The sequence below is a fragment of the Verticiella sediminum genome, from assembly GCF_007558815.1.
Taxonomy (GTDB): Bacteria; Pseudomonadota; Gammaproteobacteria; order Burkholderiales; family Burkholderiaceae_B; genus Verticiella; species Verticiella sediminum.
In genome coordinates, this window is the sequence record NZ_VLTJ01000038.1 from 56,102 (window position 1) to 67,065 (window position 10,964).

At 68.6% G+C, this 10,964-nt stretch carries 11 protein-coding genes; 5 read left to right on the forward strand and 6 right to left on the reverse strand.

Annotated elements, in window-relative coordinates:
- Positions 1-28 precede the first annotated feature (28 nt).
- The 4 genes from FOZ76_RS19390 to FOZ76_RS19405 all read right to left on the reverse strand — a co-directional run bounded on the left by FOZ76_RS19390 (position 29) and on the right by FOZ76_RS19405 (position 4,942).
- The gene (locus FOZ76_RS19390) at positions 29-1,120 is read right to left on the reverse strand and encodes an enoyl-CoA hydratase/isomerase family protein (protein WP_143949936.1); all 1,092 of its coding nucleotides are present in this window, start codon (positions 1,118-1,120) and stop codon (positions 29-31) included.
- Positions 1,121-1,207: 87 nt separating this feature from the next.
- Positions 1,208-2,095: a 3-hydroxyisobutyrate dehydrogenase gene (mmsB, locus tag FOZ76_RS19395; RefSeq protein WP_143949937.1), complete on the reverse strand. Its 888-nt coding sequence runs from the start codon at positions 2,093-2,095 to the stop codon at positions 1,208-1,210.
- A gap of 157 nt (positions 2,096-2,252) precedes the next feature.
- Positions 2,253-3,746 (reverse strand): CoA-acylating methylmalonate-semialdehyde dehydrogenase, encoded by a 1,494-nt coding sequence (locus FOZ76_RS19400; RefSeq protein ID WP_143949938.1) that lies wholly within the window; start codon positions 3,744-3,746, stop codon positions 2,253-2,255.
- An 80-nt stretch (positions 3,747-3,826) separates the two neighbouring features.
- Positions 3,827-4,942, reverse strand: coding sequence for an acyl-CoA dehydrogenase family protein (locus tag FOZ76_RS19405; protein WP_246129644.1), 1,116 nt, complete (start codon positions 4,940-4,942; stop codon positions 3,827-3,829).
- A gap of 165 nt (positions 4,943-5,107) precedes the next feature.
- Here FOZ76_RS19405 and FOZ76_RS19410 point away from each other — a divergent pair, with 165 nt between their 5' ends.
- Positions 5,108-6,127: an AraC family transcriptional regulator gene (locus FOZ76_RS19410; RefSeq protein ID WP_143949940.1), complete on the forward strand. Its 1,020-nt coding sequence runs from the start codon at positions 5,108-5,110 to the stop codon at positions 6,125-6,127.
- On the opposite strand, the gene FOZ76_RS19415 is transcribed toward FOZ76_RS19410, so the two are convergent.
- A complete protein-coding gene (locus FOZ76_RS19415) occupies positions 6,117-6,488 on the reverse strand; it encodes an Hsp20/alpha crystallin family protein (RefSeq protein WP_143949941.1) in 372 nt (123 codons plus the stop codon). The two genes, FOZ76_RS19410 and FOZ76_RS19415, sit on opposite strands and share 11 nt — an antisense overlap.
- Positions 6,489-6,502: 14 nt before the next feature.
- On the reverse strand, positions 6,503-6,946 hold the full coding sequence (locus tag FOZ76_RS19420; RefSeq protein ID WP_143949942.1) for an Hsp20/alpha crystallin family protein: 444 nt from the start codon (positions 6,944-6,946) through the stop codon (positions 6,503-6,505).
- Positions 6,947-7,191: 245 nt separating this feature from the next.
- Between FOZ76_RS19420 and FOZ76_RS19425 the strand changes: the two genes are divergently transcribed.
- From FOZ76_RS19425 to FOZ76_RS19440, 4 genes are all read left to right on the forward strand, one after another.
- Positions 7,192-8,157, forward strand: coding sequence for a DnaJ C-terminal domain-containing protein (locus FOZ76_RS19425; protein ID WP_143949943.1), 966 nt, complete (start codon positions 7,192-7,194; stop codon positions 8,155-8,157).
- Between the two features lie 3 nt (positions 8,158-8,160).
- On the forward strand, positions 8,161-8,463 hold the full coding sequence (locus FOZ76_RS19430) for a chaperone modulator CbpM (protein ID WP_143949944.1): 303 nt from the start codon (positions 8,161-8,163) through the stop codon (positions 8,461-8,463).
- Positions 8,464-8,637: 174 nt separating this feature from the next.
- Positions 8,638-9,369 carry a glutathione peroxidase gene (locus FOZ76_RS19435; protein WP_143949945.1) on the forward strand — a complete coding sequence of 244 codons (732 nt, stop codon included), beginning with the start codon at positions 8,638-8,640 and terminating at the stop codon, positions 9,367-9,369.
- 106 nt (positions 9,370-9,475) lie between these two features.
- Positions 9,476-10,894 (forward strand): dihydrolipoyl dehydrogenase, encoded by a 1,419-nt coding sequence (locus tag FOZ76_RS19440; protein ID WP_143949946.1) that lies wholly within the window; start codon positions 9,476-9,478, stop codon positions 10,892-10,894.
- Positions 10,895-10,964 lie beyond the last annotated feature (70 nt).

Consider the following 10,964-nt stretch of genomic DNA (forward strand, 5'->3'; position numbering starts at 1 on the left):
TAGCCCCTCGCCCCGCTCGACGTAGCGCTCAGGCGTCCAGGTCCGCCAGCGGATGCGCCGGGTTGGCCACGTCCTCGGCGAAGAACGCGGCGACGCGTGCGTCGTCCACGTCGGCCACCCGAGCCGGGTCCCAGCGCGGGTTCTTGTCCTTGTCCACGATGAGGGCGCGTACGCCCTCGATGAGGTCGCCTTCCTCGATGGCGCGGATGACGAGGTTGTATTCGAGGCGAAAGCAGTCGGCCAGGTCGAGCTTGCGGCCCTCGGTGAGTTGCCGATACACGAGATGCATGGACAAGGGAGAGCGGTGGCCCAGCGTGGCCAGCGTCTCGCTTGCCCACTGCGCGTGCTCGCCGGACTCGCCGGCGAGCGACTCCGTGATGGCGCGTACGCTCGGCTGGCCGAAGTGGCGCATCAGCGGCGCGGCCAGCCTGGCCAGCGGCGGAGTTTCCGCCAGCGGCTTGGCGAGCGGGGCGACAGCGGCGCGCAGGCGCATTTCCCGGGTGTGCAGATTGCCGCTCCAGTCGATGTCGTTGAGCGTGGCGAGCAGGTCTTCGAGGCTCTCCACACCGACGTGGACGTCGGCTAGCCCGCAGTACAGGGCGTCGCCGGCGTGGATGCTGTTGCCGGTGAGGCCGAGATAGAAGGCGAGGTGCGGCGCCATGCGCGACAGGAAGAAGGTGCCGCCCACGTCCGGGATCAGGCCGATGCCCGTCTCGGGCATGGCCATGCGCGTCTTGTCCGTGGCGATGCGCAGCGTAGCGGCCTGGGCCAGCCCCATGCCGCCGCCCATGGTGATGCCGTCCATGAGGGCGATGACCGGCTTGGCGTAGCGCCAGAGCTGGTGGTCCAGCCGATATTCATCAAGGAAGAAGCGGGTGTAGCTGCGGCTGCCGTCGTGGTAGCCATCGTACATGGAGCGGATGTCGCCGCCGGCGCAGAAGGCGCGCTCGCCGGAGCCGCGCAGCAGCACGGCGCGCACGCTGTCGTCATGCTCCCAGGCGGCGAGCTGGCGGGCGATGGCGACGATCATGTCGTGAGACAAGGCGTTGAGCACTTGCGGCCGGTTCAGGGTGACGATGCCCAGGTGGCCATCGGTGTCGAAAACGGTGGAATCGCTCATGCATGCTCTCCGTGAAATGCAGGCGGCCCTGCGTCTGCCAGGGCCGCGATCATTGCGTTGGCGGGCCCCGGGCGCGCCCGGGCCGCGTCAGCCTTGCTCGTAGAGCTTGACGATAGCAGAGAAGTCTTCGGCGGCGTGGCCGTTGGCGGCGAACCATTGGTAGAGCTGCTGGGCGAGGGCGCCGAGATGGACCGGCTGCCCGGCCTGGCGTGCGGCCTCGGTGGCGAGCCCGAGATCCTTGAGCATCAACGGGGTGCCGAAGCCGCCGGTGTAGCCGCGTGCCGCCGGCACGTTGTCCATCACACCCGGCCAGGGATTGTAGGTATCGCTGCTCCAGCAGCGCCCGCTCGAGGTGTTGATGACCTCGGCCAGCGCCTTGGGGTCCATGCCCAGGCTCACGCCCAGCGCCATGGCTTCGGACACGCCGATCATCGAGATGCCGAGCAGCATGTTGTTGCACAGCTTGGCGACCTGGCCATTGCCCGCGCCGCCGCAGTGGGCGATGTTGCGGCCCATCTCGGCGAGGATGGGGCGTATGGTGTCGAACAGCCCGGCCTCGGCGCCGACCATGAAGGTAAGGGTGCCGGCCTGGGCCCCGCCGGTGCCGCCCGAGACGGGGGCGTCGGCCATCGGGTTGCCCTGGCCCTGGGCGGCGGCGCTGACCTCGCGCGCGGTGGCCGGGTCGATGGTGCTCGAGTCGATCAGCGGGACGCCCCGCGTCGCGCGGGCGAGCACACCGTCTTCGCCCAGGTACACGGTGCGCACGTGCGTGCCGGCGGGCAGCATGGTGATCACCGCGGTCTGGGCGAGGCTGGCGGCATGGCCGACCGACTCGGCGGCCTGCGCGCCCGCACTCACCAGGTCGGCGACCGCGTCCGTGCTGAGGTCGTACACGACCAGCTTGCGGCCGGCCTTCAAGAGGTTGCGGGCCATCGGCGCGCCCATGTTGCCGAGTCCAATGAATGCGATGGTCATGACTGTCTCCGGGTCATTTCACTTTTGCGATGGCGCCGCGCGCCTCCCGCGACGCCTGAAAGCACGCTGCTCCATCCAGGGTGCCGCGGAGCCGGCTTCGCCGGTCCGCCAGCACCGCCCCCTCCTGGGGAGCGCGCGCCAGCGCGTAGGGGGACCTCTACTTCAAGTTGATCGTGGTGTTGACTTCGCTGGTGGTGGCGTCGTCGAACCAGCGCGCGGTGACGGTCTTGGTCTGGGTGTAGAACTGCACGGCCTGCTTGCCGTAGGGCCCGAGGTCGCCGAGCTTGGAGCCGCGCGAGCCGGTGAAGCTGAAGAAGGGCACGGGCACCGGAATCGGGATGTTGATGCCGACCTGGCCGACGTCGATCTCGCTCTGGAACTTGCGCGCGGCCGCACCGCTTTGCGTGAAGATGCCCACGCCGTTGCCGAACGGATTGGCGTTGACGATGGCGATGGCTTCGTCCAGGGTGTCGGCCTGCATGACGAGCAGCACGGGGCCGAAGATCTCCTGGGTGTAGATCTGCATGTCGGCCTTGACGCCGGAGAAGACCGTCGGGCCGACGAAATTGCCTTGCGCGTAGCCCGGTACCTGGACGTCACGGCCATCCAGTTCGAGCGTGGCGCCTTCCGTCGTGCCGCTCTCGATCAGGCCGAGGATGCGCGCCTTGGCCGCCTTCGAGATGACCGGCCCGACGTCGGTGCCCGGTTCCGTGCCGGCGTTGACCTTGAGCCTGCGTGCGCGCTCGACGATGTCGGGCAGCCACTGGCGCGCCTCGCCCACCAGCACCGCGACCGAGGTCGCCATGCAGCGCTGGCCGGCCGCGCCGAAGCCCGCCCCGACCAGAGCGTCCAGCGCATGGGCCTTGTTCGCGTCGGGCAGCACGACGGCGTGGTTCTTGGCGCCCATCATGCTCTGCACGCGCTTGCCGTGCTGGCTGCCGAGGTTGTATACGTGAGTGCCCACCGCGGTCGAGCCGACGAAGGAGATCGCCTGGATGCGCGGGTGGGTGCACAGCGCGTCGACGACGTCCTTGCCGCCATGCACGATGTTCAGGACGCCCTCCGGAAAGCCGGCTTCGATGGCCAGTTCTGCCAGCGCCATGGCGGTCATCGGGTCTTGCTCCGAGGGTTTGAGCACGAAGGTGTTGCCGCACACGATGGCCATCGGGAACATCCAGAGCGGGATCATGGCCGGGAAGTTGAAGGGGCAGATGCCCGCGCACACGCCCAGCGGCTGGCGCAGCGTGTAGGTGTCCACGCCGCTCGCCACGTTCTCGACGAATTCGCCCATCTGCAGCGTGCCCACCGAGCAGGCATGCTCGACGACTTCGAGGCCGCGCACGATGTCGCCTTCGGCGTCGGCCAGCGTCTTGCCCTGTTCGGCCGTCAGTATGGCCGCCAGGCGCGGGATGTTGGCCCGCACCAGCGCCTGAAAGCGCAGCATCAGCCGCATGCGCGCGGCCACCGGCGTGTGGCGCCAGGTGGCGAAGGCGCGCTGGGCCGCGGCAATCGCGTTGTCGACCTCGTCCGCGGTGGCGAAGGGCACGCGTGCGAGAACGTCCTGTGTGGCCGGGTTGACGATGTCGCGCCATTCCTGCGTGCGGGAGGCGACGAACTGGTTGTCGATGAGTAGTTTGACGTCGGTGCTCATGGTGTCTCCTGGGGTTCTGTCGTCTGGTGGCGTAGCGGGCCGTGGGGCGTTCACCCGGACCGGGGCGAACGCCGCGCGTCTCAGCCGCCGCTCTGGAGCGAGCGCGCAATCACCATGCGCTGGACTTCGCTCGTGCCTTCGTAGATCTGGGTGATGCGCGCGTCGCGATAGTGCCGTGCGACGGGGTAGTCCTCGAGAAAGCCGTAGCCGCCGTGGATCTGGATGGCGTGCGAGCACACGAACTCGGCGGTTTCCGAGGCGAAGAGTTTGGCCTGCGAGGCCTCGGACAGGCAGGGCAGGTTCTCGGTGCGCAGGCGGGCGGCGTGCAGCACCAGCATGCGCGCGGCATTGATGCGGGTGGCCATGTCGGCCAGCATGTTGGCCACCGACTGGTGCTCGCGGATGGGCTTGCCGAACTGCACGCGTTCGCTGGCATAGGCCAGCGCGGCCTCGAGCGCCGCCCGCGCGATGCCCACGGCCTGCGCGGCGATGCCGATGCGCCCGCCCTCCAGGTTGGACAAGGCGATGCGCAGCCCTTCGCCGCGCTGCCCGAGCAGGGCGGCGGCCGGAATCCGGCAGTCCTGCAGGGTGACCGGGCAGGTGTCCGAGGCGCGGATGCCCATCTTCTTCTCGGGCGGCCCGACCAGAAAGCCCGGCGTGTCCATGGGCACGATGAAGGCCGACAGGCCGCGCTTGCCGAGTTCGGGATCCGTCACGGCGAAGACGATGGCCACCGCGCCGAGCCGGCCGTTGGTGGTGAACTGCTTGGTGCCGTTGAGCACCCAGTGATCGCCGTCGAGCACGGCGCGGGTGCGCAGGTTGTGCGCCTCGGAGCCCGCCTGCGGCTCGGTGAGGCAGAATGCGCCGATCTTGCGCCCGGCCGCCATGTCGGGCAGCCAGGCCTGCTGCTGCTCGGGCGTGCCGAAGCGCAGGATGGGGCCGCAGCCCACCGAGCTGTGCACCGACAGCATGGTCGCCGTCGAGGCGCAGCCGACAGCGATCTCTTCGAGCGCGAGGGCATAGGCCGTGTAATCGGTGTACGTGCCGCCGTAGGTCTCGGGCACCATCATGCCGAGCAGTCCGAGCTCGCCCAGTTGATGGATGACCTCCCGGGGGATGGCGCCCTCCTGGTCCCAGCGCGCGGCGCCAGGCGCGAGGACCTCGCGCGCGAAAGCGCGCGCCGTGTCGCGGATCATCCGCTGCTCGTCGGTGTGGAAATCCACTGGCTCCTCCTGCGATGCGGGCGTCTGGGCGCCCCTGATGGGCATGCCTTCCAGTGTAGGCCGGCGGCACGGCAGCGGCGTGGCGTATTCGCGCAGCCGGCATGGAAGATTTCGCCCCCCGATCTTAGAATCCCGGGCATGGAGAAGGGAAGCGTGGCCATCGTGTTCGTGCATGCGGCGCTGTCCGGGCTCGCGCCGCAGCCGCAGGCCGTGAGCGCGGCGCTCGCCGCGGCGGGTATTGCGCCCGAGTCCCTGCAGGCCGCCGGGGCCAGGGTATCGGCCGACCAGTACGGGCGCCTGTGGCGCGCGGTCGCGCTGGCGCTGGACGACGAGTTCTTCGGCCAGGATGCGCGCCGCATGAAATGCGGCAGTTTCGCCCTGATGTGCCAGGCGGCGATCGGCGCCCGTACGCTGGGCGGCGCGGCGGCTCGCATCGCACGCTTCTTCGGCATCGTCCTGGACGACTTTGCCGTCGTGCTGCGCGAGCACGGCGCGCTCGCGCGGCTGGAGCTCCACGCGCGGCACGCGGGTGCGGCGCGCCCCTTCGCCCACGAGACCCTGCTCATCATGCTGCACGGTGTGCTGTGCTGGCTGGCGGGCCGCCGGATCGCGCTGCGCGAGGCCGGCTTCGCCTACGCCGAGCCGGCGTACAGCGCCGAGTATCGCGTCATGTATTGCGGGGTTCTGCGCTTCGGCGTGCCGCAGACCTATGTCGTTTTCGACGCTGCCGTCCTCGCACTGCCGGTGCAGCGCACGCGCGCCGACCTGCGCCGCTTTCTGCGCAGCGCGCCGGCCAACTTCATCGTCAAGTATCAGAACCCAGAGGGCTGGGCCGCACGGGTGCGGCGCCAGCTCAAGCGGACGCCGCCCACCGCCTGGCCGGCATTCGACACGCTGGCCGCGAGCTTCGGCGTCAGCGTGAGCACGCTGCGCCGCCGCCTGGAGCAGGAAGGCCAGTCGTACCGCGCGATCCGCGAGCAGTTGCGCCGCGACCTGGCGCTTGCCTGGCTGGCCGACACGCGGCGCAGCGTGACCCGTATCGCGCTGGAACTGGGGTTTGCCGATCCGAGCGCGTTTCGCCGCGCGTTTCGCGGCTGGACCGGGGCGCGGCCGGGCGAGTACCGGCGCGCGCCCGGCGGCCGACGGCTCAGGCCGTGATCTCGATGCGGCGCGGTTTGGCGGCTTCCTGGCGCGGTATGTGCAGGCGCAGGGTGCCGTTGACGAAGTTGGCGGTGATCGCCTCGGCGTTGAGTTCGCGGCTCAGCGTGAAGCTGCGCTGGTAGCGCGGCGTGCGGACTTCCGCGTGCAGCGGTTCGACCCCTGCGGCGGCTTCGAGCGTCACCGTGCCCTCGATGGTGAGGGTGTCGCCGTCGACTCCGATGTTCAGGCTCTCGCGCGGCACGCCGGGCAGGTCGGCCGCCAGATCGATGCCGGCGTCGGTTTCCCAGATGTCCACGGCCGGCGCGATCACCGCGTCGCGCTCGCTGGCTTGCTGTTGGGTGGTATCGGTCTGTGACATGTTCGTCTCCCTTCTCATTGAACGTCGATGCGGCGCGGCTTGGACGATTCGCGCTTGTTCACCGTGATGCGCAGCACGCCGTCGCGGTACTGCGCCTGGACCTGCGCCGGGTCGGCGTCCTCGGGCAGGGCGATCACGCGCTTGAACTTGCCTGCGTAGCGCTCGCGGGCGTAGACGTTGGTCGTGCCCTCGGCCGGCACGACGCTCGCCCGCTCTCCGGCGATCGAGAGCAGCCCCTTGTCGACGGTGACCTCCAGGGAGGTCGCATCGACGCCGGGCACGAATGCATAGACTTCGATGGCATCCGGTGTGCTACCCATGTTGATGGCCGGAAAGCCGTTGCGGCTGCCGCGGATGCTGGTCGCGCCGCGCAGGCCGAGCAGTTGTTCCACCTGACGTTGCAGCCCGTCGAACTGCGCCAGCACTTCACTGGGTACTCGCAGCATGGATGAGTACATGGCAGACTCCTGGAATCGAGTGTAGGAAGGCCCGGGAGCGGGCGTGGGCTCGGTTGATTCCGTGCCCTCGAGCCGCATATGGGGATCGGGTCGGCACGTTTTCAAGCCCCGCACCGCGCGCCTATCCGGGACGACCCCGGTGGTTTCGGATGGCGCTAGGCGGGCGGCGGGCCGGCGTAGTGTGCGCAGGGCGGCCGGCGCGCGGGATGCGGCCGGCGCCTGCGTTTTTCGCGGAGGCGAACAGCGTGGAGTACAAGGATTACTACAAGATCCTCGGCGTGGCGCGCGACGCGGGGGCCGACGACATCAAGAAGGCCTACCGCCGGCTCGCCCGCAAATATCATCCGGACGTCAGCAAGGAGTCCGGGGCCGAAGACAAATTCAAGGAAGTGGGCGAAGCCTACGAAGTGCTGTCCGACCCGCAGAAGCGGGCGGCCTACGACGAACTCGGGCCGAACTGGCGTGCCGGCCAGGACTTTCGTCCGCCGCCGGGCTGGCGCGAGCAGCACCCGGGCGCCGCGGACATGGGCGGCGGTGCGCATTTCCAGGATTTCAGCGCCGAGGAAGCCGCTCATTTCAGCGATTTCTTCGAATCGCTGTTCGGCGGTGCGCGCGGTTTCGGCGCCGGCGCGCGGGCGCAGCGGGCCGGCCCGGGCCGCGATCACCACGCCCGTATCGCCATCGATCTCGAGGATGCGTTCCATGGGGCGAGCCGCAATATTTCCCTGCGCGAGCCGGACGTCGATGCGCAGGGGCGCGTGACGCTCAAGGAGCGCGTATTGAACGTGAACATTCCGGCCGGCGTGCGCGAGGGCCAGCAGATACGCCTGGCGGGGCAGGGCGAGCCGGGCAGCAACGGGCAGCGCGGCGATCTGTACCTGGAAGTGGTGTACAACCCGCATCCGCACTATCAGGTGGACGGCAAGGATCTCACCGTCGTGTTGCCGGTGGCGCCGTGGGAGGCCGCGCTGGGCGGCCCGGTCGAAGTGCCGACCCCGGCCGGGCCCGTCGAGATGACGATCCCGGCCAACTCGGCCGACGGTCGCCGCCTGCGTTTGCGTGGTCGCGGGCTGCCCGGCCGGCCGGCGGGCGATCTGTACGCCGTGCTCAAGGTCGTGTGGCCGCCCGCCGACACCGAGAAGGCCAAGGCGCTGTACCGGCGCATGGCGCAGGAACTCCAGTTCAATCCGCGGCGTCAGGCGGGAGGGTGAGACATGCAACAGAACCAGACGTTGACCGGCACTATCGTGGGCGAAGTCGAGCTCGTTTCCCTGTCGCAGGTGAGCCGGGTCTGCCGGATCAGGGAGGAATGGATCGTCGAGTTCGTCGACGAAGGCGTGGTCGAGCCCGCGTCGCGCGGCCCCGAGGGGCCGCGCTTCGACGGCCCGGCCCTGCAGCGCTTGCGCGTGGCTGCGCGTCTGCGGCGCGACCTGGGCGTCAACCCGGCCGGCGTGGCCCTCGCCCTGGAGCTGATGGACGAGGTGCAGACATTGCGCCGCCTGCTGTCCAGCCGGTGATGCGCGCTCGACAGGATAGGCGTAGGGCAAGATGGTCAATAGTCATATCAAATCGAAAGCATTTATATAATAGATTTGATTAAATACCCTTCCGCCTGCATACTCTCTTCCATGCCCGGCGAACACAGCACGGGCGATCCGAGCAGGATCCAACCGTTCAACAGGAGGTTTTACATGGCTCTGTCCAATCACGAAGGTCAACGCGTTCCCGACGTCAAGTTCCAGGTCCGGGACGGCAACGCCTGGAAGACGGTCAGCACCGACGATCTGTTCAAGGGCAAGACCGTGGTGGTGTTCTCGCTGCCGGGCGCCTTCACGCCCACCTGCTCGTCCACCCACCTGCCGCGCTACAACGAGCTGGCGCCCGCCTTCAAGGCGAACGGTGTGGACGACATCCTGTGCGTGTCGGTGAACGACACCTTCGTCATGAACGAATGGGCCAAGGAGCAGGAATCCGCGAACCTCACGCTCGTGCCCGACGGCAACGGCGAGTTCACCCAGGGCATGGGCATGCTCGTGGACAAGGCCAACCTGGGCTTCGGCAAGCGTAGCTGGCGCTATTCGATGCTGGTCAAGGACGGCGTGGTCGACAAGATGTTCATCGAGCCCGAGAAGGAAGGCGATCCGTTCGAAGTCTCGGATGCGGACACCATGCTCGACTACATCAATCCCAAGGCCAAGAAGCCCGACCAGGTGGTGGTGCTGTCCAAGCCCGGCTGCCCGTTCTGCGCCGAAGCCAAGGAGCTGCTGCAGGCCAAGGGCTACGATTTCATCGATATCCCGCTGGAAAACAAGAACCGCGGCAAAGTCCTGGGCGCGCTGAGCGGCCAGATGACCGCCCCGCAGGTGTTCGTGAACGGCAAGCTCATCGGCGGGCTGGACGCGCTGAAGGCCGCGAATCTCTGATCGCGGCGGGCAACCGCGACGCGCCTTGCAGCGCGTGCGGCTGCACGGCAGCCGGCGTCCAGGCGCCGGCGCACATCCTTCACGACCAACCGAAGAGAAACGACAGATGAAAACCTTGCATACCGACGTCGCCGTCATCGGCACCGGCACCGCCGGGATGAACGCCTATCGCGCCGCCAAGGCGCAAGGCAAGCGCGCGATCGTGATCGAAAGCGGGCAGTACGGCACGACCTGCGCCCGCGTCGGTTGCATGCCTTCCAAGCTGCTGATCGCGGCGGCCGAAGCCTCGCACGCAGTCGACGAGGCGCCGCGCTTCGGCGTGCACGTCGAGGGCGACAAGCGCATCGACGGCCGCGAGGTCATGCAGCGCGTGCGCAGCGAACGCGACCGTTTCGTCGGCTTCATTCTCGACGCGGTCGGCAGCTATCCGGAAGCGGACAAGCTGCAGGGCTACGCGACTTTCAAGTCCGACACCGTGCTGCTCGTGGACGAGCACACCGAGGTGCATGCCAAGGCGGTGGTGATCGCGACCGGGTCGACGCCGGCGGTGCCGGGCATGTTCAAGGCGGCCGGTGACCGGCTCATCGTCAACGACGATGTCTTCGAGTGGGCCGACCTGCCCGCACGCGTGGCGGTGTTCGGCCCTGGCGTGATCGGCCTCGAACTCGGCCAGGCGCTGCACCGGCTGGGCGTGCACGTGCGCATCTTCGGCCTGGGCGGCCTGCTCGGCGGGCTCAACGACCCGGCAGTCAAGGCCAATGCGCAGCAGGTGTTCCAGAACGAACTCTATCTGGACACCGACGCCGACGTGAAGCACATCGAGCAGGTGGGCGACGAGGTCGAGATCCGCTACGTGAACCTGGACGGCCAGGAGACGGTCGAGCGCTTCGACTACCTGCTCGCCGCCACCGGCCGGCGTCCCAACGTGGCCGGGCTCAAGCTGGAGAACACCTCGCTCGAACTCGACGACAAGGGCGTGCCGGTGTTCGACCGCTACACGATGCAGGCGGGCAAGGCGCCGATCTTCATCGCCGGCGACGTGAACAACACCGTGCCGTTGTTGCACGAGGCGTCGGACGAGGGCCGCATTGCCGGCCAGAACGCGGCGAACTTTCCGAACGTGCAGCCCGGCAAGCGTCGCGCGCCCATCGCCGTGGTCTTCTGCGATCCGCAGATTCTCGCGGTGGGCAAGCCGTTCAAGGAATTGCCCGACGGCTTCGTCACCGGCGAGGTGAACTTCGACGACCAGGGGCGCAGCCGCGTCATGCTGAAGAACCGCGGCCTACTGCACGTGTATGCCGACCCGCGCACGGGCGAGTTCCTCGGTGCGGAGATGGTCGGGCCGACGGCCGAGCACATGGCGCATTTGCTCGCCTGGTCGGTGCAGCAGCGCCTGACCGTCGCGCAGATGCTCGACATGCCGTTCTACCATCCCGTGGTGGAAGAAGGCCTGCGCACCGCGCTGCGCGATGCCCAGGCCAGGCTCGACGAGCTGCAGGCGCGCCAGCACAAGGCGGTGGCCTGATCATCGCCTGCGCGCAGCAGGCTACCAGCCGGCGCCGGCGTGAGGCGCGGCGGGCAGGCGGCACTGGCCG

Excerpts from the sequence above, each read along its gene's own strand:
- FOZ76_RS19390 (WP_143949936.1), bottom strand. The coding sequence starts at position 1,120 with ATGAGCGATTCCACCGTTTTCGACACCGATGGCCACCTGGGCATCGTC.
- mmsB (WP_143949937.1), bottom strand. The coding sequence starts at position 2,095 with ATGACCATCGCATTCATTGGACTCGGCAACATGGGCGCGCCGATGGCC.
- FOZ76_RS19400 (WP_143949938.1), bottom strand. The coding sequence starts at position 3,746 with ATGAGCACCGACGTCAAACTACTCATCGACAACCAGTTCGTCGCCTCC.
- FOZ76_RS19405 (WP_246129644.1), bottom strand. The coding sequence starts at position 4,942 with ATGATCCGCGACACGGCGCGCGCTTTCGCGCGCGAGGTCCTCGCGCCT.
- FOZ76_RS19410 (WP_143949940.1), top strand. The coding sequence starts at position 5,108 with ATGGAGAAGGGAAGCGTGGCCATCGTGTTCGTGCATGCGGCGCTGTCC.
- FOZ76_RS19415 (WP_143949941.1), bottom strand. The coding sequence starts at position 6,488 with ATGTCACAGACCGATACCACCCAACAGCAAGCCAGCGAGCGCGACGCG.
- FOZ76_RS19420 (WP_143949942.1), bottom strand. The coding sequence starts at position 6,946 with ATGTACTCATCCATGCTGCGAGTACCCAGTGAAGTGCTGGCGCAGTTC.
- FOZ76_RS19430 (WP_143949944.1), top strand. The coding sequence starts at position 8,161 with ATGCAACAGAACCAGACGTTGACCGGCACTATCGTGGGCGAAGTCGAG.
- FOZ76_RS19435 (WP_143949945.1), top strand. The coding sequence starts at position 8,638 with ATGGCTCTGTCCAATCACGAAGGTCAACGCGTTCCCGACGTCAAGTTC.
- FOZ76_RS19440 (WP_143949946.1), top strand. The coding sequence starts at position 9,476 with ATGAAAACCTTGCATACCGACGTCGCCGTCATCGGCACCGGCACCGCC.